This window comes from Desulfosporosinus sp. I2 (assembly GCF_000960765.1).
Lineage (GTDB): Bacteria > Bacillota > Desulfitobacteriia > Desulfitobacteriales > Desulfitobacteriaceae > Desulfosporosinus.
In genome coordinates this window covers 35,033-58,379 of record NZ_JYNH01000015.1, presented here as the reverse complement: position 1 = coordinate 58,379, position 23,347 = coordinate 35,033, and the positions used below count along the sequence as shown (strand labels likewise).

At 42.7% G+C, this 23,347-nt stretch carries 21 protein-coding genes; all 21 read left to right on the top strand.

The window, feature by feature from the left end; translation table 11 throughout:
- Positions 1-88 precede the first annotated feature (88 nt).
- Positions 89-493 (top strand): MaoC/PaaZ C-terminal domain-containing protein, encoded by a 405-nt coding sequence (locus tag UF75_RS06285; RefSeq protein WP_045573750.1) that lies wholly within the window; start codon positions 89-91, stop codon positions 491-493.
- Between the two features lie 397 nt (positions 494-890).
- A complete protein-coding gene (locus tag UF75_RS06280) occupies positions 891-1,670 on the top strand; it encodes an enoyl-CoA hydratase-related protein (protein ID WP_045573749.1) in 780 nt (259 codons plus the stop codon).
- A gap of 93 nt (positions 1,671-1,763) precedes the next feature.
- Positions 1,764-3,578 (top strand): acyl-CoA dehydrogenase, encoded by a 1,815-nt coding sequence (locus UF75_RS06275; RefSeq protein ID WP_045573748.1) that lies wholly within the window; start codon positions 1,764-1,766, stop codon positions 3,576-3,578.
- Positions 3,579-3,637: 59 nt separating this feature from the next.
- Positions 3,638-4,504 carry a 3-hydroxyacyl-CoA dehydrogenase family protein gene (locus UF75_RS06270; RefSeq protein WP_045573747.1) on the top strand — a complete coding sequence of 289 codons (867 nt, stop codon included), beginning with the start codon at positions 3,638-3,640 and terminating at the stop codon, positions 4,502-4,504.
- Positions 4,505-4,526: 22 nt separating this feature from the next.
- Complete coding sequence (locus tag UF75_RS06265; RefSeq protein ID WP_045573746.1) at positions 4,527-5,696, top strand: thiolase family protein; 1,170 nt, start codon at positions 4,527-4,529, stop codon at positions 5,694-5,696.
- A gap of 165 nt (positions 5,697-5,861) precedes the next feature.
- Positions 5,862-6,740, top strand: coding sequence for a 3-hydroxyacyl-CoA dehydrogenase family protein (locus UF75_RS06260; protein WP_045573756.1), 879 nt, complete (start codon positions 5,862-5,864; stop codon positions 6,738-6,740).
- An 89-nt stretch (positions 6,741-6,829) separates the two neighbouring features.
- Complete coding sequence (locus tag UF75_RS06255; RefSeq protein ID WP_045573745.1) at positions 6,830-7,978, top strand: acyl-CoA dehydrogenase family protein; 1,149 nt, start codon at positions 6,830-6,832, stop codon at positions 7,976-7,978.
- A 23-nt stretch (positions 7,979-8,001) separates the two neighbouring features.
- Entirely contained in the window at positions 8,002-9,195 is a 1,194-nt protein-coding gene (locus tag UF75_RS06250) for a thiolase family protein (protein WP_045573744.1), read from the top strand.
- 451 nt (positions 9,196-9,646) lie between these two features.
- The gene (locus tag UF75_RS06245) at positions 9,647-11,200 is read left to right on the top strand and encodes a carboxyl transferase domain-containing protein (protein ID WP_045573743.1); all 1,554 of its coding nucleotides are present in this window, start codon (positions 9,647-9,649) and stop codon (positions 11,198-11,200) included.
- A gap of 54 nt (positions 11,201-11,254) precedes the next feature.
- Positions 11,255-12,094, top strand: a complete 840-nt coding sequence (locus tag UF75_RS06240; RefSeq protein ID WP_082075037.1) for a 3-hydroxyacyl-CoA dehydrogenase NAD-binding domain-containing protein — start codon at positions 11,255-11,257, stop codon at positions 12,092-12,094.
- Between the two features lie 48 nt (positions 12,095-12,142).
- On the top strand, positions 12,143-13,444 hold the full coding sequence (locus tag UF75_RS06235; protein ID WP_045573742.1) for a DUF362 domain-containing protein: 1,302 nt from the start codon (positions 12,143-12,145) through the stop codon (positions 13,442-13,444).
- Positions 13,445-13,823: 379 nt separating this feature from the next.
- On the top strand, positions 13,824-14,342 hold the full coding sequence (locus UF75_RS06230) for a carboxymuconolactone decarboxylase family protein (RefSeq protein WP_045573741.1): 519 nt from the start codon (positions 13,824-13,826) through the stop codon (positions 14,340-14,342).
- A gap of 148 nt (positions 14,343-14,490) precedes the next feature.
- Positions 14,491-15,645: an NADH:flavin oxidoreductase gene (locus tag UF75_RS06225; protein ID WP_045573754.1), complete on the top strand. Its 1,155-nt coding sequence runs from the start codon at positions 14,491-14,493 to the stop codon at positions 15,643-15,645.
- 87 nt (positions 15,646-15,732) lie between these two features.
- Positions 15,733-17,493, top strand: a complete 1,761-nt coding sequence (locus UF75_RS06220; protein WP_045573740.1) for an adenine deaminase C-terminal domain-containing protein — start codon at positions 15,733-15,735, stop codon at positions 17,491-17,493.
- A gap of 73 nt (positions 17,494-17,566) precedes the next feature.
- Positions 17,567-17,854 carry a putative quinol monooxygenase gene (locus UF75_RS06215; protein WP_045573739.1) on the top strand — a complete coding sequence of 96 codons (288 nt, stop codon included), beginning with the start codon at positions 17,567-17,569 and terminating at the stop codon, positions 17,852-17,854.
- Complete coding sequence (locus UF75_RS28050) at positions 17,854-18,012, top strand: hypothetical protein (RefSeq protein ID WP_156146262.1); 159 nt, start codon at positions 17,854-17,856, stop codon at positions 18,010-18,012. The genes UF75_RS06215 and UF75_RS28050 overlap by 1 nt, the downstream gene beginning before the upstream one ends.
- Positions 18,013-18,045: 33 nt before the next feature.
- Positions 18,046-18,228, top strand: coding sequence for a hypothetical protein (locus tag UF75_RS06210; protein ID WP_045573738.1), 183 nt, complete (start codon positions 18,046-18,048; stop codon positions 18,226-18,228).
- Positions 18,229-18,650: 422 nt separating this feature from the next.
- Positions 18,651-19,853 (top strand): ABC transporter substrate-binding protein, encoded by a 1,203-nt coding sequence (locus UF75_RS06205; protein WP_045573737.1) that lies wholly within the window; start codon positions 18,651-18,653, stop codon positions 19,851-19,853.
- A gap of 405 nt (positions 19,854-20,258) precedes the next feature.
- On the top strand, positions 20,259-20,660 hold the full coding sequence (locus UF75_RS06200; protein WP_045573736.1) for a MaoC family dehydratase N-terminal domain-containing protein: 402 nt from the start codon (positions 20,259-20,261) through the stop codon (positions 20,658-20,660).
- Between the two features lie 76 nt (positions 20,661-20,736).
- Positions 20,737-21,603 carry a 3-hydroxyacyl-CoA dehydrogenase family protein gene (locus UF75_RS06195; protein WP_045573735.1) on the top strand — a complete coding sequence of 289 codons (867 nt, stop codon included), beginning with the start codon at positions 20,737-20,739 and terminating at the stop codon, positions 21,601-21,603.
- 68 nt (positions 21,604-21,671) lie between these two features.
- Positions 21,672-23,321, top strand: coding sequence for a long-chain fatty acid--CoA ligase (locus UF75_RS06190; RefSeq protein WP_045573734.1), 1,650 nt, complete (start codon positions 21,672-21,674; stop codon positions 23,319-23,321).
- The last annotated feature ends 26 nt before the right edge of the window (positions 23,322-23,347 follow it).

Below are 23,347 nucleotides of genomic sequence, written 5' to 3'. Positions count from 1 at the left end.
TTATCGAGACGACTGGTTACGATATGACCGGTGAATTAGTGTTTTCAAGTTGTTCCACATTGATTGCACCGGCAAAGGGGGAAGACGTATGAAAAGTTTACAGAAGTATGAGGTCTCTGATCGACTTCCTGTTCGAGAATGGGTGCCAACCCAAGTACAAGTGCGTCAGTATGCGGAGGCTTCAGGAGATTATAATCCCATTCATCTGGATGATAATTACGCTCGTCAAGCCGGTTTGGGGGGAGTGATTGCTCATGGCATGCTGACGATGGCTCAGATGGCAGCCATGCTCACTGAATGGATCGGCACTGAGGGGATAATTAGTAACCTTGAGGTTCGCTTCGAGCAAATGGTTCGTCCTGGTGATAAGATAAAGTTCTACGGTTTTGTTAAAGAACGCTTGGAAAATTGCCTAATTTGTAATATAGAGGCAGTAAACGCTCAAATGGAAAAAGTTTTAACGGGTTCGACTTCCATAACGATCATACTTTAAGGTGCTAGGCCATTACCATGTTATCGTCACATTGCAGTCGATTTGCGCAGCTAAAGCGGAATATTGAAAAGAATATACTCAACTGTATTATTTGCATACAAGCTGTATGAAATAGATAGCTGTTGTTTCAATTGTATACATAACAAGAGTACTATAACGATTTGTATTCAACAGTTTCACAATCATTGTGCGAAGAAATATTGACCCAATCGGCTGAAAAGCGGCTACTTTAAGAGATAGATAGGTCAGCTTATTTTTCTTTACTATATTTAGGCAATTGGCATGGTTCTTGTATATAAAGAATAGGTCAGATTTTTTGAATATTCGGAAAAGAGTTGAGATTTAAGAACTAATGCTTACGTGAGACAGAAATAAGTAATTGGGGGAGGTAGTTAAATTGGCTTACGAAACAATCCTTGTGGAAATTGAAGAGGGAATTGCCACGATCACTCTAAATCGCCCAGAGGTACTAAACGCTCTCAATAGTCAGGTTTTTATTGAATTGGGGGAGGCGGCCCAAACGTTAAGTATCGATAATTCTGTACGAGTAGTCATTATCACGGGCGGCGACAAAGTATTTGCAGCCGGCGCGGACATCAAGCAAATGGCTTCTGCAACAGCTGTGGATGTATCGACAAGTGTTAGACCCTCGTTAATATCGTTTAATTTAATTGAAAATATGCCCAAGCCTGTCATCGCTGCAGTTGCAGGATATGCTTTAGGTGGTGGGTGTGAACTAACCTTAGTGGCCGACGTACGCATTGCAGCCGACAATGCTCAGTTTGGTTTACCGGAAATAAAGTTGGGTATTTTACCGGGTGGTGGAGGAACTCAACGCCTGCCTCGACTCATCGGTGCAGGTAAAGCAAAAGAGTTGATTTTTAGCGGCGATTTTATCTCAGCAGAGGAGGCTTTGCGGATTGGTCTTGTGAATAAAGTGGTACCTGCAGATCAATTATTAATCGAAGCAAAGAAAATGGCTAAGAAGTTTGCATCCCGAGGCGCTGTGGCCATTCAGATGGCTAAAACATGTGTCAATGAAGGGCTACGGATGGATTTGGATATGGGCTTACAATATGAGCATAAATGTTTTAGCCTATTGTTTGCTACTGAAGATCAAAAAGAAGGCATGAAGGCCTTTGTTGAAAAACGCAAACCAAACTTCCAAGGGAAATAATAGTTTCGTCCAAATCATCATAAAGAGCTTCTTCGAATGGTCGACTCGCTGTTCGATGAAAGATCAGAACTAAGCAAAGAAGGAGTGCATGTTATGGCCAGTAATTATCTATATAGCACACGCGACCATAAATTTATTATCAAAGAATGGCTAAATGGAGAAAAAATTCTTGGGTTGAAACGTTTCAGAGATGTATACAGCATGGAGGATGTCGATGGTATTCTTGACCAATCCTTAAGAGTCTGTAAAGAGGTTGTCGCTCCTACTAATGATGACGGCGACACGATTAGAGCAGTTTTTAAGGATGGGAAAGTGACCGTTCCCCCTTCCTTTCATAACGCTTTCAGGTATGTAGCAGAAAATGGGTGGGGTGCAAGCAACAAGGACGTGGACGGGGAGGGCTCCCTTCCATCGCTGTTGTATGGAGCTGTCCATGAATATATGATTGCCGCAAACCCTGCGTTTGTAGCGTATTTGGGTTTGCCCGGCGGGGTTGGGTCCATTATTAAGCAGTTTGGGTCTAAGGAACAAATCGACTTCTTCACTCCTAAAATGTTCGAGGCTGTGTGGGGAGGAACGATGTGTATTACTGAACCTGGTGGCGGTTCCGATGTGGGGGATATGTTAAGTAAGGCCTATCCAACGGATGACCCTAAAATTTATAAGATAAAAGGAACAAAGTGCTTTATTACTTGTGGGGATCACGATCTTACTGAAAATATCATTCACTTGGTTTTAGCCAGAATCGATGGGGCAGTTCCCGGTACCAAAGGCTTGTCACTTTTCATTGTCCCTAAAATCTGGGTGAATGAAGTTGGAAGTCTTGGGGAACCAAACGATGTTGCAACTGTGGGAATCGAGCATAAGATGGGGCTTCAAGGCTCTGCTACAGCGGTACTTAACTTCGGTGAAGAGGGTTTGTGTCGAGGCTTTCTGTTAGGTGCACCACTGGATGAAAAAGGGTTTGGGCAAGGCATGGCGCAAATGTTTAAGATGATTAATGGATCACGGGTAGATACTGGACATTGCGCTCTGTCCGTAGCGACTGTGGCGTATAATAACGCGGTCGCTTATGCCAAAGAACGTGTTCAGGGTCGCCCCATTGATAATCCTAAAGGAAGTCGGGTACCTCTTATTCAACACGAAGATATTCGGCGCATGTTACTCACCCAAAAGGCCACGCTTGAAGCTTTGCGAGCTATGATTTTTAAAGGGTACTACTATTTAGATTTAATTGCGTTTGGGGATAATCCAGAAGATGTTCGGCAAGCCAAACGTTATATTGAAATAGTTACTCCCTTAATTAAAGCATACGGCTCTGACCAAGCTTGGCTGATGATTACGGAAGCCATTCAAGTCCATGGAGGATACGGGTATACCGAGGAGTACCCAATTGCTCGTCAAGCGAGAGATGTTAAGATTTATTCCATCTGGGAAGGTACAAATTTCATCCAGTCTTTGGATTTAGTCTTCCGTAAGTGGGGATTAGACAAAGGTAATGTTTTCAAGGAATGGCTACAGGATATTGCTGTATTTGTTCAGGAAAATTCAGCGAATGTAGAATTCCCCCGCGAGATGGCAATGCTGAGTCAAGCGCTAAAGGCTTATCAGAAACTCATGGGAACAGTATTTGGCTATATGAGGGAAAATATTCACTTGGTGCCGCTGTATAGCACAAGAATTTTACGGGTTACAGCCGAACTCTATTGCGCTTTTTTGTTGATGCAACAAGCATTAGTTGCTCAGGAAAAACTGGCTCAAGGAATTGGGGATACAGACTTTTATCAAGGTAAAATTAACTCTGCTCAATTCTATTTGCGAAATATTGTGCCGGACGTGATAGCTACAGCCCAGATTATTCAAGATTATGACACCTCTGCCATGGAGATTCCTGAAGGAGCTTTTTAGGCCTTTAGTATAAACTAAAATTCTTTTTGCTTAGAGATAATTTTGAGGAGGTAATAAAATTGAAGATAGAAGATGTTAAAACTATTTGTGTGGTTGGCGCTGGTAACATGGGTCATCAGATTGCCTTAGCATGCGCATTGGCAGGTTATAAAGTGACCTGCACGGATATTAGTCAAGAGATGCTGGATAAGGCAGAGGGGTTTGCACGATCGTATTTACCAGAGAGGGTTGCAAAAGGAAAGTTAAGCCAAGAAAAAGCAGACCAAGCTCTAGCCAACATTCGCTTTACTGCGAACCTAGAAGATGCTGCAGGAGAGGTCGATTTTGTCATCGAGGCTGCTGTTGAAAAGATGAATATTAAGCGGAAGCTTTTTGCAGATTTAGATAGGATCGCGCCCCCTCATGCCATACTTGCCACAAACAGTTCCTATATCGTTAGTTCACAGGTAGCAGATGCAACCAATCGTCCGGATAAGGTTTGTAATATGCACTTTTTTAACCCTGCTTTGGTTATGAAACTAGTTGAAGTTGTGCAGGGACCCCATACTTCTACAGAAACCGCTCAGGTAACGATGGATTTGTGCGCTAAACTTGGCAAGACAGCAGTTTGGCTTAAGAAGGAAATCTATGGTTTCTTAGTCAATAGAATTCTGTCTGCACTAGCTCAAGAGGCTTTATTTCTTGCCGACATGGGGATCGCTACTCCAGAAGAGATCGATATTGCCGTGACGAATGCCTTAGGCCATCCGATGGGACCCTTCCGCCTCATGGATTTAACAGGGATTGATCTTGCTTACTATTCTTCTATGGAACGTTATCAAACGAGTCGTGATCCAAAAGATAAGCCCTCACCGTTGGTAGTTGAGAAGTTCACCAAGGGAGAATGGGGTAAGAAAACTAAAAAAGGCTATTACACTTACGAGTGAAATAAAAATAGGGGGTGTTTTTATGATTAATGAAGCAGTTATTGTATCCGCAGTTCGAAGTCCTATTGGTCGGGCAGGGGGCGCCTTAGGTAAGATTCCTCCCGAATATTATGGGGCGGAAGTCATCAAAGAAGCGATCAAACGCGTAGGCTTAGATCCGAATGAGATCGAAGATGTATTGTTTGGAAACTGTTTGAATGCAGGAGGTAATATTGCTCGTTTATGCGCTTTGCAGGCAGGGTTACCCGTGGAAATTTCAGGGGTTACGATTGATCGGCAGTGTGGGTCTGGTTTGAACGCTGTAAATTCAGCGGCTCAAGCTATAATGGCCGGAATGGGCGACGTTTTTATTGCTGGTGGCACTGAGAGCTGCTCACTAAAACCGTATATTATGGAACATATGGAATTTTTCAGTAAGACTCTCCCTCAATTTCGGAGTGGTTTCCAACTCTCCACGAATGAAATCGGTAATCCACCCATGGGGATCACCGCAGAGAATTTGGCGGAAAAATATCAGATCAGTCGTTTAGAACAAGATGAGTTCTCTGTATACAGCCAACAAAAGATGGGTAAGGCAATGGAAACAGGTTTGTTTAAGAGCCAAATTGTTCCGCTCACCATTCCAGTAGGCAAGAATAAGTCGCTCGTTTTTGATACGGATGAACATCCACGGCCACAGACAACACTTGAAGGATTGGGGAAGCTTTCTCCTGCTTTTAAAGCGAATGGTACGGTTACAGCGGGAAATAGCTCTGGCTTAAATGATGCGGCAGCCGCAGTTGTAGTAATGTCGGCAGAAAAGGCGAAGGGCTTAGGTCTAAAACCTTTAGCTAAAATTCGCACATTTGCCTATGCTGGTGTTGATCCAAACATTATGGGAATCGGTCCAGTGCCAGCTACCAAGAAAGCTTTAGCCAAGGCAGGTCTGTCCTTAGAGGATATCGATCTGATTGAATTAAACGAAGCTTTTGCGGCCCAAGTGTTAGCCGTGGATCGGGAGCTTCATTTTAACATGGATAAAGTGAATGTTAATGGTGGGGCGATAGCCCATGGTCATCCAATCGCTGCAACCGGGGCAATTCTCACTGCAAAATTAGTCCACGAAATGAAGCGCAGGGATGTTCAATTTGGTTTAATTACGGCTTGTATTGGTGGCGGACAAGGGGTCGCTACGATTTTTGAGAGAGTCTAAGGAATCCTTCAAGATAAGGTTGTTTGATCTCCCCTGGCCCTAAAGGGTTAGGGGAGACTTATCCTTAAGCATCTTATGGCAGGCTCTATTGTGCGGGTAGATACTCACCCTAAAGGTTTCTTTAGTATAGCAGAAAGTGTAAGTGAACAATTATTGCTAGGGGGAATGAATGTGGGAGAGCATAAAATTCGTAAGGTTTGTATCGTTGGGGCTGGGAATATGGGACATCAGATTGCCTTGAGTGCAGCATTAGCGGGCTTCGAAGTGAAATGCACAGATGTTAATGAAGAGGTATTAAAAAAAGCGGAGCAATTTGTAATAACCTATCTACCTGAAAGGGTTGCTAAAGGTAAGCTGACGCAGGCACAGGTAGATGCAGCCAGAGCAAACCTTTCATTTACTAACGATTTATCAGAGGCTGCTTGTGATGCGGATCTAGTGATAGAGGCGATTATTGAACGATTAGAAATTAAACGTAAGTTATTTGCAGAATTAGACAGCCTATGTCTACCACATACCATTCTCGCTACGAATAGTTCATATATTGTGAGTTCGAAAATTGCAGACGTGACGGAGCGTCCTGAAAAGGTCTGTAATCTCCATTTCTTTAATCCAGCCTTGGTCATGAAACTAGTTGAAGTTGTTAAAGGACCCCATACTTCTGAGGAAACTGCCCAAACATTAATGAATTTTTGCGTTAGCCTAGGTAAGACCCCTGTTTTATTAAAACAGGAGATATACGGTTTTCTCGTCAATCGAATGCTTGCCGCTATTAAAAATGAGTCCATTTATTTACTTGACATGGGGATAGCGGGGCATGAAGAGATTGATACAGCGGTTACCTTAGCCCTTGGACATCCGATGGGACCCTTTCGTTTAATGGATCTGACGGGAATTGATCTCACCTATATTGTAGGTTTGGAACGTTTTCAAGAAACGGGTGATCCAATCTACCGTCCTTCCCCTACAATTGCAGAGAAGTTTGTCAAAAAAGAATGGGGCCGGAAAACAGGCAAAGGATTTTACGATTACCCGAATGGCTAAGTGACTAGATAGTTTAACGAGACTTCGAATGAGTAAACACCCGAAGCAAGTTTCCTATAACCAGAAATTGAAGGGCTGGAGGGATTGCGATGAATGTTTCTGACGAAGAGCTAAATATTATTCGTCAAGCAGTACGCACTTTAATTAAAAAAGATGTGGAGCCTCTGGGTGAACAAATGGAGGAAGAAGACAAAGTCCCTCAAAGTTTACTCGATAAGGCTGCAGAGATGGGATTGTTTGGGCTAAGCATTCCCCAAGAGTATGACGGCTTAGGGGCAGGTATGGTAGGCAAAGTCATGATTTTTGAAGAATTAGGCCGCGGGCCGAATTGCTTTGTGTCGATAATTGGTTGCCACAATGGAATTGGAAGTGTCGGGATTGTGATGGCTGGCAATGAAGAGCAAAAGAAACGTTACTTGCCTAAAATGGCTACGGGCCATTCGATAGGCGCATTTGCCCTGACAGAAGCGTCTGCGGGTTCAGATCCTGGCAACATGAAGACAACCGCCGTGTTAAAGGGTGATAAATATATCTTAAACGGTACCAAACAGTTTATTACCAATGGTGATATAGCCGATGTATTCACGGTGATGGCCGTGACGGACAAGAGTAAAGGGAGCAAGGGTATTACATCGTTTATCGTAGAGCGGAACTTTAAAGGGTTCACTGTCGGTAAGTATGAGAAGAAAATGGGACTTCACGGGTCTCAAACGGCTGAGCTGATCTTTGAAGACTGTGAGGTCCCCATTGAGAATGTTTTAGGTGAGCCAGGGCAGGGATATGTTAATGCTCTTAAAATCTTGGCTAATGGACGAGCTGGGCTGGCAGCCCGAAATCTTGGTTCTAGTCAAAAATTAATGGAAGTAAGTATCAAATATGCTTTACAGCGCGTCCAATTTGGCAAGCCAATTTTTGATAATCAAATTATTCAACATTATTTAGCCAACATGGCAATCGAGATTGAGGCCTTGCGCAGCTTAACCTATGATGTTGCTCGGAAAATTGACCGAGGAGAAACCATCATCAAAGAGGCTGCTATTGTAAAAACTTTTGGCTCTGAAGTCTATGGTCGGGTTGCGGATATGGCTGTGCAAATTCATGGAGGTATGGGTTACATGAGAGAGTGCGAAGTGGAACGATTTTATCGTGATGCTAGGATTGCACGCATCTACGAAGGCACTTCAGAAATTCAACGCAATATTATTGCCAATCAGTTAAGAAAAGAATTTGCGCTCTAAAGCTGTGGAAAGGGGGAGAGGGAATGCAAGAGGCAGTTATCGTTGCCGGAGTACGCACAGCTATTGGTAGAGTGGGTGGTGCTCTCAAAGAGATTGAGGTCGATTATTTAGCGGCTGAAGTCATGCGAGAAATACTCAAGCGCAGTGGGATTCCCGGGCAGTCGGTCGATGAAGTGATACTTGGTCATACAAAACAGAGTGGGGATAATCCCAACCTTGCTCGTTTAGCTTTATTGAGGGCTAATATGCCCGAAGAAGTGCCCGCCTATACGGTACATCGTCAATGTGGGTCTGCACTGACTGCTGTCAATAACGGGGTTCAGGGGATTTGGGCGGGAACCTCGGAAATGATCATGGCTGGTGGAGCAGAAAGTATGAGCACGGCTCCTTATTATCTGAGAAACGCACGTTATGGCTTTCGCATGGGAAATGCTGAAATTCTGGACTCAAATACTGAAAGTCAACCTCGCTGCCAGCCGGAAGATCGTTATGGGCGCTTGACAATGGGCATGACTGCGGAAAATTTAGCCGATAAATACAATATCAGTCGCCAAGAACAAGATGAATTTGCCCTGGCTAGTCAGGAACGTGCCATGAAAGCAATTGAGGCAGGACTGTTTAAAGAGGAAATTGTACCTTACGAAATTAAAAGTAAAAAGGGGGTTATCATTTTTGATCAAGATGAGCACCCTCGTCAAACCAGTATGGCTCAGCTTGCAAAATTAGCCCCTGTGTTTAAAGAGAATGGTACGGTTACGGCTGGGAATTCTAGTGGACGCAATGATGCCGCGGCAGTATTAATGCTAACGACTCCAGAAAAAGCTAAAGCGTTTGGGCTTAAACCCTTAGTTAAAGTGATTGGAATTGGAGCAAAAGGAGTACCGCCCCAAATTATGGGTATTGGCCCTGTGGCGGCTTCCCAAGCTGCTCTTAAAATGGCTGGTTTAAGCTTAAATCAGATAGATTTGATAGAACTGAACGAGGCCTTTGCGGCTCAGACATTGGCCGTTGTAAAAGAGCTTGGCCTGGATTTTTCGAGAACGAATGTCAATGGCGGTGCGATTGCTTTAGGACACCCATTGGGAGCAACTGGTGCAATCATCTTAATCAAATTAATCAATGAGATGATGCGGACTGGCAAGAGATACGGCTTAGCAACTTTGTGTATCGGCGGAGGTCAAGGTATCTCTACTGTGGTTGAAAATCTGACCATTTAACTCCAATAAAACAGAGCAATTAACATTCCTGAGGCTGCTATTTAACAATATTCAGTCCCCATTAGTTTGCTAAATATTACAGAGCCTTTTACCACTTAAAATTTTAAGGGTGAAGGCTCTGTGCTTTATGAAACAGGTAAGGAGTTTCTAAAAATTTTGGAATATTGGCACAATAATTGCATTTAATTTCCCTGAAGGAATTAAGCAGAACATATTGTCGGCCAGTAAATCAAACGGTTGGAAAGGGGTGGGAATAATGGGGTAAAGCCAACTAATTCTTAAAACTAACGCGATCAACGCAGTTTCTTAATCTAAAAAGGATATCGTCAGGGCTATTGCTGGAATGACACCTAGGTCGAAAAAGTAGTAATACTTGTGGGCGAAATACCTAAAGTATTGAAAGAACTAGCGCCGCGTGAGAAGCTCAAAAGGTTCCGGAGGGGGTTATAAATTGAATTGGCAACCCGAGGTTGATGAATTACACAAACGAGAAGAATTAGCTAAACTAATGGGGGGAGAAGAGCGGGTCGCTAAGCATCGGGCCCAAGGTAAGTTAACGGTAAGAGAAAGAATCGATCAACTCCTTGATCAAGGTACGTTTCACGAAACGGGAGCTCTAGCAGGAAAAGCAATCTATGAGGAAGGCAAGATGACTGACTTCCGGCCAGCCAATTTTGTCCTTGGTACGGGTCGTATTGAGGGGCGTAAAGTTGTAGTTGGAGGGGATGATTTTACCGTGCGCGGTGGCGCTGCAGATGGGTCAGTGCGAGGTAAACAGGAGTATGCAGAGCGCATGGCCCATGACCTTAAAGTTCCTATCGTTCGTTTTGTCGATGGCACTGGGGGTGGAGGAAGCGTTAAATTCTTGTCCAATGAAGGGTACACATATGTACCAGTCAACCCTGCTTGGGACTTAGTGGTTGCAAACCTAGGTCGTATCCCTGTGGTAGCGGCTTGTCTCGGATCCGTAGCTGGGTTGGGTGCGGCTAGGGTGGTAACCGCCCATTTCTCGGTGATGGTTGAGAGCAATTCCCAGGTTATGGTGGCGGGTCCGCCTGTTGTTAAATTCGGGACCGGAGAAGATTTAACGAAAGAGGAACTGGGCGGGGTCCTTGTTCATAGAGCCAGCGGGGTTGTCGATAATGTAGTTAAATCAGAACAAGAGGCTTTCCAACAAATTAAAACGTTTCTTTCTTTTTTACCTTCCAATGTATGGCAACTTCCGCCCGTTATGCCTTCCAACGATGATCCTCAGCGAAAAGAGGAAAAATTAGTTGCAGTAATTCCGCGCAATCGAAGGCGACCCTACAAGATCAGGGAATTATTGTCCATGGTTTTTGATCAAGGCTCTTTATTCGAAATGGGACGTTTTTTCGGTGCTGGTACTGTTACAATGCTGGCACGATTAGACGGTCATCCAGTAGGTGTTATCGCCCCTGATCCCTTTATTCGGGGGGGAGGGCTTACCGACAAAGGGGCGGACAAATTAGAACGATTCGTCGATCTATGCCAAACATTTCATTTGCCCATTGTCAATTTGGTAGATCAACCTGGAATGGATATTGGTTTGAATGCGGAAAAGAGGGGGACTATTCGTCGAGGTGCTCGAGCAATAGCTGCTATCTACCAAGCAACAGTACCTATGCTTGAAGTTATTTTAAGACGAGTCTTTGGTGTTGGCGGAGCAGGGATGATCAATGGTCATGCTCTTCATTTGCGTTACGCTTGGCCGTCGGGTGACTGGGGTTCCCTACCTTTAGAAGGAGGAGTACAAGCGGCCTATCGACGAGAGTTAGAGGCCAGTTCGGATCCCGAGGCTCTTCTTAAGGAAATTATGGATGGAATGGAGTCCGTTCGTTCACCCTTTCGAACAGCAGAAGCTTTTGGCATCGAGGAGATTATTGACCCTCGTGAAACCCGTCCACTTCTTTGTGACTGGGTGAAAGATGCTTATGCGCTTTTGCCAGAACTATTGGGTCCCTACCAACATGCTATGCGACCATAAAAAAGAAATAAGCTTGGGACGAAGTGGCGATTCGTATTTGAGGAGTGGGATGAGTTGTCGATTGGAATAGTTGGATCCGGAACCATGGGGGCGGGTATTGCCCAGGTGGCAGCCCAAGCAGGATACGAAGTTTTCTTATGGGATTTGAATGAAGAGTTGGTACAGAGCGGTCTTGCCAACATCCAGAAAAGCTTGAATATGATCGCACAAAAAGGTGAGACAACCGTAGAGACTGCTAAACAGTGTTTAGAGCGAATTAATACGACCACCAATTTAGCAAATCTCAGTTCCTCGGACTTTATTATTGAATCGGTCATTGAGAAATTGGAGATTAAAAAGAGTCTGTTTAAAAAACTAGACGGTCTTTGTCCACCTGAAACAATTCTAGCGACCAACACTTCAGGGCTTAGTATTACTGAATTAGCTGCAGCTACAAATAGACAGGAAAAAGTGATAGGAACACACTTTTTTATACCACCCCCGCGCATGGAACCAGTAGAGTTAGTACAAGGTTATCACACGTCTGAAGCCACCTTGAAAGAAACGGAAAAACTATTAATAAGCTTTGGAAAAACAGTCATTAAAGTTAAGGATAGTCCTTTATTTGTGTTCAATAGAATCATCAATCCCATGATCAACGAGGCTATCTTTGTGTTACAAGAAGGATTGGCTACGGCAGAAGATATCGATAAAGTTATGAAACTGGCTGGACATCACCCAATCGGTCCATTAGCTTTAGCGGATTTCTGTGGTCTAGACGTAGTTCTAATGGTTTCAGAAACCTTGTTTCGAGACACGGGTGATACTAAATATCGGACTCCTGTTTTATTACGACAATTGGTCAGCGCAGGCCACTTAGGTAGAAAAACCGGTAAGGGTTTTTTCGAATACTAGTCAACCGAAGAACGACCAAGAAAACCATAAGGATCGAGGAGAGTAACTATGGAAAAAGCCACTGTATCAATTGTAAAAGTAACTGACGTCTACGATTCTCTACAAGAAAGTTTGAGATTAAGTGATGGACTAGCAGGATTAAACGTGAACGACCGTATTCTCATCAAGCCGAACATTGTAAGCTGGGATTTCGATTTACCATTTCCTCCATTTGGTGTTGTTACTACAAGTGTCGTTATGAGTGCATTAGTGCGCATTTTAGTTGAACATGGGTTTAAAGATCTAACCATTGGCGAAGGTGCAGTTACAAATGGAAAGTCTCTAGGAGATGCTGTTTTCGAAGCGCTGGGTTATAAAAAATTGCAGGAACGTTACGGAGTTAAATTAGTAGATTTCAACCAAGATGAGTTTGTAACGACGGATTATGGGGACGGGTTTAAAATTGACATCGCTAAAAAAGCTCTTGAAGCTGATAAAATTATCAATGTACCCGTGCTAAAGTCTCATAATCAGGCTAAAGTATCTTTAGGTATTAAGAACCTTAAGGGGTGTATTAATAAAAAATCAAAACAATTTTGCCACGGACTTGGGGATGGAGAACTCAGTAGTACATTCCCGCGGATCATCGAAAAGTTGCCAGTGGCTTTAACGATTATCGATGGTCTCTATACTCTTGAAAAGGGACCTGGTCCAACCGGCAAGGCGTTCAGAAAGGATCTTTTAATAGCTTCTCGTGATCCTTTTGCTTGTGATCTTGTGGGTGCGGCTATCATAGGCTATAAAGCTGAAGAAGTGGTACATCTGACAAACTATGCTAAACGGCACGGTTACAGTTTGGAACTTGCAGATTATGAGGTTAAGGGAGAACGTATTGCCGATCATCAACAGTATGTTAATTATGACTGGGAATGGACAGAGGAAGACACTGGTCCAGCCGGATTTAAAAAGCGCGGCATTACCGGTCTAGCAATCCGTAAATATGACAGCAGCCTTTGTACCGGTTGCTCGGCACAATATAATCCCATGTTGATTCTTTTTTCCTCAGCTTATAAGGGAAAGCCCTTTCCAAATGTAGAGGTAGTCACCGGAAAGAAACAACTAGCCAGTTCTAGTTTTGACTACTCAGTGCTATTTGGAAAATGTGCTTGCCACCTAAATAAGGATAATCCATCCCTTACAAAGGCTATACCAATTTGGGGATGTCCCCCTGATATGGAGAAATTGGTAGAAGTGTTAGCTAAAGAAGGGATCGAGTGCGACTATAAAGAATATGTGCGTTTTCGGCACTATCTATTTGACAGATATAAGAATGTCGAGGGTTTTAGGCTCGCAGACTGGTCGGTCGAATAGTTTAATGGTAAACCGAATTTAGTGAACTCGTTCAACTAAAGTTAAACATCGATGATAAGATTAATAAAAATTAGAACTAATTTCAGGGAAACTTGGTTAGTTCTTTTCTTTTCAAAAGCGAGCGAGGGTATTGGGGGTGGCACAAATATTGCAATTGTAAGTTAAAAATATTTTTTTAGAATACTGAGAAAGAGAGAGGTGTTATTACCTTCCGTGTAAAATTAAAGTACATAGCTAGGTAGTAATGGTTTGAACTAGGAAGAGCGGAAGAAAAAAATTTTTTAACTAAATAATTCAGAACATTCACAATTTAAGAGAAACATTTAATTACTGGATCTATTTATTGAATAAGAACTTTCTTAAGTAAGGGGGATTGTAAATGACTAGGTTACCCATGATGCCGTTGGAGGAGATGCCTGAAAAGACTCGCAATATGATTACAGGAGGCAAGTCCCAACTGAGTGTCCTAAATATCAACAAAATGATGGCCCATGCAGAACACAGTGTACGCCATTTCATGCGTATGGGAAATTCTTTACTGACTCAAGCAAAGCTTGATGCCCGCCTCCGTGAATTATCCATTTTACGGATTGCCTATCTTTGTGACTCCCGATACGAGTGGTACCAGCACGAAATTGTGGCTAAGCAAGTTGGGGTACCGGAACAACAGATCACTGCAGTTAGGCAAGATAGGGACAGTCTGGTATTCAATGATCAAGAGCGTGCCGTCCTTAGATACACTGAGGAAGTTACGGTCAATGTCAAATCAAGTGAAGAGTCTTTTGCCGAACTATCTCAGTTCCTAAGCCACCAGGAATTAGTGGAACTTACTCTTACGATCGGCTTTTATAATATGGTAGCCCGATTTTTGGAAAATACAGGGGTGGAAATTGAGTGAATCAGCAGCAAAGTAGCGCTAGTTAACGGAGGGAGTAAAGGGATTGGGCAGGCATCGCCCGCACCTTGGCAGAAGTGGGCTTTTAAAGAAAAAAGAAAGCCCAAATTTAAGGGCAAGTAACTTGAAAAATCTTATTATGGAGGCAAGTATGAGTGTTTTATTTGAGCCTTGCAGTATTAAAAACTTAGAGATTAGAAATCGCTTTGTAAGATCTGCTACTTATGATGGTTTTGCAGACAACAACGGTCATATATCTGATAGACAAATAAAGCTATACTCTGATCTAGCTGAGGGTGGGGTAGGATTAATCATATCGGGTATAGCCTATGTTCATCATTCAGGGCAGGTATCCCCGTTTCAGAACTCTATCGCAGGGGAGGAATTTGTCCCTGGCTTTAGAAAGCTTACAAGTGCAGTTCACGAACGAGGGGCTAAAATTGCTGTTCAACTTTTTCATGGTGGGAGAGAGGCTAAATACTTAAAAACAAAAAATACTCTTCCACTAGCCCCATCAATCATTGAAAATGATCTCTATTATAAAGGCGAATATCGGGCCCTGACTGATAGTGAAATCTGGGAGATAATTCATGCCTTTGGGGATGGAGCAAAACGAGCCAAGGAAGCCGGTTTCGATGCTGTACAGCTTCATGGTGCCCATGCCTATCTTTTAAGTCAATTTCTTTCACCCTATACAAACCAAAGACAGGATCAATGGGGCGGGAGTCTTGAAAATCGCCTTCGTTTGCATTTCGAAATATATAGGGACATTAGGGAAAAGGTTGGCAATGACTACCCTGTATTGATTAAAATCGGAGTAGAAGATGGTTTCTTGGGTGGTCTGGAGTTTAATGAGGGAAAACAAGCCGCTAAACTACTGGCTGATTTTGGATTTGACTCTTTAGAAATCAGTCAGGGGTTAAGGGGTATAAGGTATGTGGGTACTGAATATAAAACTAAGATCAATAGCCGCGATAAAGAGGCCTACTATCGCAATTGGTGCCGAGAAATCAAAAGCCAGACAGATATTCCAACCATGATGGTGGGTGGGTTAAGAACCTTTTCTCTTATGAAGGAGATCATTGAGAATAAAGAGGCTAATTTTGTTTCGCTATGTCGTCCTCTTATCTGTGAACCAAACCTCATCAACGATTGGAAAACTAATGAACATAAGAAAGCAAAATGTATCTCGTGTAATAAATGTGTCGAAAGTATTTTTAAAGGCAAACCGATTGATTGTATCCAAGCAACCAAGAAAAAGTCCAAAAGGCGAATTGGGCCTAAAAACAAGGAAGGATCTTTATGATTATACGGGTGTAGATATAGACAAGTTGATTGAAAACCGTGACAGACTATTTATAAAAAGGCTAATAGAAGAAGGCGATAGAACGAAATGAAAATATCCATTCAAACGGATGAGATCTTACGTCTGCAACGGATCGCTTTGGGCAAAGAGGCGGCTGACGTCATCTTGTCTGGAGGTACTGTACTAAATGTATACACAGGTGAATTACTTCAAAATTACGAGATTTTAATTTCGGGCGAACGCATTGCTTATGTAGGACCTAGTCAAGGCTTTCCTATCGGTCCCAATACTTTGAAGCTTGATGTTCATGACCAAGTAGTCATTCCGGGGCTAATAGAAGCTCATTGTCATATGGATAATTGGATGGGGTTAAGAGAATTTGTTACCTTGATCCTTCCTCATGGAACTACTACCGTGATTACAGAGACTTCTTCAGCAGCGAACGGAATGGGAATAGCCGGGGTCCGAACGTTTGTGGAGAAATTCTCTGCATATCCCCTCAGGTTTTTTGCAACTGCCCCGGTTATTTCTTTTCTTTGTGCTCAACGTGAGGAAAAGCCAGCTGTCAGCAAAACTGAAATGCTCGAAATTCTTGAATACCCAGAAATATTAGGTCTGGGAGAGATTTATTGGTCAAGGGTTGTCGAAGCGATTGAGGGAGATCTAAGTGAATTAGTTGCCAAGGCACGTTCCCTGGGTAAAACGGTGGAGGGACATGGTGCTGGGGCTAGAGAGGGTAGGTTAAATGCCTTTGTCGCTTATGGAGTGGACAGTTGTCACGAACCAATTAATTGCGAAGATGTATTAGGTCGACTGCGCTTAGGCCTAGCAACCATGATCAGAGAAGGCTCAATTCGTCGTGAGTTGGAGACTATCATTCCAGTGTTAAGTAAGCTAGATATCGATCTACGTCGGGTCATCCTGGTTTCCGATGGCCTATTGCCCAACCATTTGCTACAATACGGTCACATGGATTTTATTGTTAATAAGGCCATTTCCTTAGGATTGAATCCGATTAAAGCGATTCAAATGGTGACTTTAAATGCGGCTGAACATTTTAATCTGGATACTGATCTAGGCGGAATTGCTCCGGGAAAATATGCAGATCTAGTCGTAATTCCCTCAATTGATAAAATTGAGGCTCAACTGGTAATCAGTAAAGGCCGAGTAGTGGCTCAACAAGGTAAACTAGATATTGACCTGCCGGTAGAGAATCTCTCCTCTGAGTTTAACCAAAGCATTAAAATTCCAACTGTGACGCCCTCTTTCTTTCATATTGCGGCTCCTGGCAATACTGTTCGAGTTAGAGTCATGGATATGATAACAGAGATCGTGAACCGAGAGGCTCTTCTAGACATGCCTGTTGATGAAGGTGTGATCCAATTGAAAGACAATATTTTAAAAATAGCGGTATTCGATCGTTTTGAGGGGACAGGTCGCAGATCGCTAGGATTGATTAAAGGTTACGGTTTACGGCAGGGGGCGATTGCAATCAGTACGGCTTTTGATGAAGGTAATGCCGTCGTAATTGGGTGTGACGATCAGAGCATGTCTATAGCGGTAAATCGTCTGCAGGAGTTAAATGGAGGTATAGTTTACATTTGTGACAGTAAGGTAAAAGTTGAATTGGCCTTCCCGATATATGGGGTTGTTTCCACTCTCGCCGGAGCAGTTGTTGCTGAGCGGTTAACTTCATTAATATTAGCGTTACGAGAGGCGGGTTGTTGGGCTGAAAATCCTCTTTTAACCCTTTTAACCGCCACTTTTACGGCAATTCCTTCTTTGCGGCTCACTGTCGGGGGATATTGGCTTTCAAAGGAGAATCAAATCGTAAGCCTTTTTGTCTAGTGCTTGAAATAAGACCCATACCATTAAATGGACTGAAATAACCAAAAAACTAAAAAAGAGAGGGGATTTTTAAATGATAACCATTTTAGCTGGTTTAAAAGCCCAAATGGGCAAAGAAACCGAATTAGCTGAGGCCTGCGCTCTACTGGCCAATGAGGTAAGGACCCAAGAAGAAGGTAATTTAATGTACATTGCCCATGTTACAGCCAACGACCCTACCGAGATTATCTTTGTAGAGAAATATAAAGATGAGCAAGCGATGGCTGATCATCGACACTCAGCTCATTTCAAAGAGGCTGGATCAAAATTTAAAGATCTTCTTGCTGCTCCGCCCGCCATAAAAATCTTAAAGGAGTTGTAGTGTTCTTTTTAGTAATCGGCACAAAGAAAGAGAAGGTGGGATCATTGATTAGTAAACGTGAGATTATCGACCAGGCTCTCAAGCTGGGGTTTGATGACGTTGGTTTTACGACTGCCGATGCTTTTGAAACACAACAAAAGTGGTCGGTGCTATATTGATGATGACAGGGTTACGCGAGGTAGCCAGTATACATGTCTGCAAATGAAATTTGGCGCTGGAAAATGAATGTGGCACGGGTAATGGGAAATAGCCATGATTCTTTTTTCATCCCCCATTTGGAAAAGGCTTTCTTTGAGAATAGCGATGAACGGGTTAAGGGTATGGCAGCCTGGGCATTGGGTTGTATTGGGGGCTCAGATCATACAAGCTTTTGAACGATGATTTTTAACGGGTAAACTTAAATTTGTAAAAATGAGGACTAATACCAGGCGAGCGGGTTAGTCCTTTTTCTGTTTAAGGCATAAGGTATCAAAGGCTTGTTAACTGCCAAATTTCATAGGAATAATAGACATTATATGTTTACATTTCATACAATAAATGGGTAAAAGTGTATAAAAAGTAAATAACTTTTAGATATAGATCCGCAAATAGCGGAGATTAGGGATGGTATCAAATTTGCATATAATATTCAGTATATTAATAATATTCAATTAATTAATCTTTTTTTTAAAAGGTGTTTTCAGTTTCTATTGTGATGAGTGTTAAAAGGGGGAATTGTTATAGCATATTGAAACGTTAAGTAACACATAACCATCATAAAGAGAGCTTAAGAAAAAGGAAGAGGTGTAATGACTTAATGAATCGTAAGAATAGTTTATGGCTAGCAATTACTTTAATCGGCTTGCTGGTGATTGCAGGTTGTAGTACTAAACCTGCTACTAGTAGCACTACCCCCTCTGCTAACACGGAGGTAAAAACGTTGAACATTGGTTATACCGGCCCTCTAAGTGGCGGTGCCGCATTATATGGTAAAGATAATACCGATGGTTTGGATATGGCTGTAGAAGAGATTAATGCCAAAGGAATGACGGTATCCGGACAAAAGTATAAAATCAATCTAATAAAACTAGATGACCAATACTTACCAGATAAAGCCGCGACAAATGCTCGAAGACTTAAGTCTGAATATAATACCCCTGTTATATTTACACCTCATAGTGGTGGTGCTTTCGCTCTTCAACAATTTAATGAAACCGATGGATTTTTGCTCGCTGCTTACACCAGCGAACCAAAGATTACTTCGGGTGGAAACAAATTAACTTTACGGATTCCTCCACCGTATAGTCTCTATCCTGAGGAGTTTTCAAAAAAGGTTATGGATAAATATGGCAAAAAAATTGCGCTTATTCCTACTACAAGTCAATATGGAAAAGACTGGGCCACAGTACTCGTCCCAGTGTGGGAAAAACTAGGAGGTACTGTAGTAGCCAATAATCCAGTGGATTATAACAAAGAATCCGATTTCAATACCTATATCAGCAAAGCCCTAGCCAGCAAACCGGACGTATTGTTCGTAGGTGGACCTTCGCAACCCACGGCTATGGTTGTTAAACAAGCCAGACAACTCGGCTTTAAGGGTGGATTCTTAGTCATGGACCAAGCCAAAGTAGAACAAATGGCTGAAGTAGTTCCATTGGCAGAATTGGATGGAGTTGTAGGTGTTGTACCAGTCTATCTTTTCGAGGGTCCAGGAACAAAGGCCTTTGTTGATCGATTTAAAGCCAAGTATAGTAATAAAGTTCCTGCCTGGGAACCAACTTGGAATTATGAAGCAATGATGCTTGTAGCAAAAGGAATTGAAAAGTCCGGGAGTGTTACTGATGCAACTAAGATTTTTGAAGGAATTAAAGGAAGTATGCCCTTTAATGATCCTAGTCTCGTTGTTCCACTACCCGGAGTCGATGCGGGGGGCGGGATGACAACGGATGGAACAGGGATTATGGTGGAAAATGGGAAGTACGGTAAGCCATTCTCGATTAAGAATTCTGCAGGCAAGTAATTGGCTAACTAAAATTTAAGTGAGGGCCGTAATGGGGTGAATACCCAGAACGGCCCTTCACGTTGGGGTGGATCTTTTTAATGGTCGAAACATCGAGGTGGTTATAGGGAATCGACGTTTAAACTGTATACTATCAATACAAAAATCCTAAAGTTTGTATTGATTTCGTACACGATAAGGTAGCTTAAGTCCTTGGATAGGTTATACAAGTTTCAGAGGGAGCATAAACTCTTCCTAAAAAGCAAGTTTTTAAATATTTAACTCATAAACTTTGGTGGCATAAATATTGCAGTTAAATTTATCAGAATATTTGAAAAAGGAGAAGTTATTTGAATTAGAAATTTAGGAGTATCTTAGAATTCTGGTCTAAGAAGAGGAGATCTGCGAATAGAAAGGAAGCAGAGTATGATTGCGAAAGAATTAATTGGCCGGGAAAGTGAGCCGATTTTATTAAAGATAAAAAGCGAGGAAGTACGTAAGTTCGCCGAGGCTGCGGGAATCAAATGTGATGACCGGGTGCCCGCAACGTTTGTGGGGACTCTAATCCAGTCTAACATAGGGGAATTTGAATTACCTATTCCCGGTATGATTCATGGAGAACAAAAAATAACTTACCATCGACCACTTTTTATTGGAGACAGCGTAACCTATAAGCGTCGTGTTAAAGATGTCTATGAACGCATAGGAAAGTCGGGAAAGTTAATTTTTGTCGTGGTTGAAACCATAGGTTATGATTTTTCGGGCGAATTGGTGTTTACCAGCTGTTCCACCCTGATAACACGAGCGACAGAGGAAGAGGGATTATAAGGCAGCAAACGGCCTATGAACATTATCGGATTACGTTAAAGTGGTGTGAGCAAACGAAAGATTGCGGAGGTAAATCATGAAAATTGATAATATTAAAAAGATCTGTGTAATAGGTGCTGGAAATATGGGTCATCAGATTGCTTTATGTACTGCATTGGCTGGCTTTCAGGTCAGATGTACTGATATTAGTCAAGACATGCTGAATAAAGCAGAAGATTTTACACGAACTTATTTGCCCGAACGGGTTGCCAAAGGAAAAATACCACAAGCGCAAGCTGACCAAGCCCTCTCAAATCTAAGCTTTACACAGAATTTAGAGGAAGCAGCTGGAGAGGCTGATTTTGTAATCGAGGCAGCTGTAGAAATAATGGACATCAAAAGGAAGCTTTTTGCTGATTTAGATAGAATCGCCCCTCCTCATGCGATTTTAGCCACCAACAGCTCCTTTATTGTCAGTTCAAAGATTGCTGATGCTACGAAACGACCGGACAAAGTATGCAACATGCACTTTTTTAATCCTGCCCTAGTTATGAAGCTGGTTGAAGTTGTAAAAGGGCCGCACACTTCAATAGAAACAGTACAAGTCACGATGGATTTATGCACTAAACTAGGTAAAAATGGTGTGTTGCTGAAGAAAGAAATTTATGGTTTTTTGGTCAATCGGATCCTATCGGCGCTTCATCATGAGGCACTGTTTCTAGCCGATATGGGTATTGCTAGCCCGGAAGAAATTGATATGGCGGTAACTAATGCTTTAGGTCATCCGATGGGTCCGTTCCGCCTAATGGATTTTACAGGCATCGATCTTTCCTACTATATCGGCATGGAACGATACAGAGAAACCGGTGATCCTAAAGACAAGCCTTCACCACTAGTTATTGAGAAGTTTTTTAAAGGAGAATATGGTAAGAAAACTAAAAAGGGCTTTTATTCATATGAGTGAGAAATTATGAAAGAAAACCTAGGTAAGCTTATGCCTTTTTGATTGATGGGAAGAAAGAGAGGTTAAGGATGATGAAGAGCGAGAAACTATGGTTGAAAAGCTACCCAAGTAAGGTTAGGTATCACATTGATTATCCCTTTAAGTCGCTTGGCCAAATGCTTGATGAGACTGTGGACAAAGAGCCGGACACAGTTGCTATGATTTTTGGGGCTCAGACCGTAACTTATAGGCAGTTCGGGGATCAGGTCAATCGCTTTGCGGGAGCTTTAGCTAACATTGGTATTGTAAGAGGGGACCGTGTCGGGCTTATGGGTCCGAATTGCCCCCAATGGGAAATCGCTTTCTTCGCCATACTCAAATTAGGCGCCATTGTTGTACAGACAAACCCCATGTATATTGAACGGGAAATAGCCTATCAAATGAATGATTCTGGTGCAACGACCATCATTGTCTTAGAAATGATGTATCCTAGGGTAAAGAATATAATTGCAGAAACGTCCTTACAACGGGTGGTAGTCTTTAACTTTTTGGCTTCGGTTCAGCCGGCAGAAGGTTTGTATTCCTATGATGAACTCATCAAACATGACTCTGTTTATCCCAAGGTAGCCATTAATCCCATCGAAGATCTCGCCGTCCTGCAGTACACGGGTGGAACAACGGGTGTATCCAAAGGGGTTATGCTCACACACCATAATTTAATCGCTAATACCCTCCAAGTTCAAGAATGGGACCCAAACAAGGAGCATGGAAATGAACGGATTCTCACGATCCTACCGATATTTCACGTCTATGGTATGACCGACTGCATGAATTATGCCGTGTCTCTTGCAGCTACGCAGATAATTTTGCCGCGTTTTGATGTAGATCAGGTGTTGGAAACGATTCGCATCCATAAGCCGACGTTCTTCCCGGGCGCGCCAACTATGTTTATGGCACTTAACAATCATCCCCGGATCGAGGAATATCGTGAGTACTTAGTTGCGATCAAATCCTGTACGAGTGGCTCCGCACCTTTACCCTTAGAGGTAGCCCAGAAATTTAGCAAAGTGACGCATGGCGAAGGAATCTTAGTCGAAGGCTATGGTTTGTCTGAGGCTTCCCCTGTTACGCATTGTAATCCACTTGATCGTCCATCTCTCGCTGGTTCTATCGGTTTACCGCTCCCTGACACGGATTACGTAATCATGGATCTAGAGACGGGCGACCGGGAAGTTCCTGTGGGTGAGATAGGAGAATTATGCGTTCGGGGTCCTCAAGTCATGAAGGGATATTGGGAAAAGCCCCTAGAGACAGCTGAAACCTTGCGCAACGGTTGGTTGCATACGGGTGACATCGGCAGAATGAACGAAGATGGCTTCTGCTTTATTATTGACCGCAAAAAAGATATCATCATTGCAGGTGGATATAATATCTATCCGCGTGATATCGAGGAAGTCCTATACGAACATCCTAAGGTTAAAGAAGTTGTTGTTGCAGGGGTACCGGATCTCTACCGTGGAGAAACTGTCAAGGCATATATAGTTTTGCACGCCAATATGGAAGCAGATGAAAAGGAATTCATCGCTTTTTGCAAGACCAGAATGGCAGCTTTTAAAGTTCCCCGCCACGTGGAGTTTAGAGATGAATTGCCAAGGACTATTGTCGGGAAAGTTTTGCGTCGCAAGCTGGTAGAAGAGGAAAAAGCTAAGCTTCAAGCAGCTGCAACGACGGAATCCTGAGTTTGGTTACAGTGAACTCGTCTAAA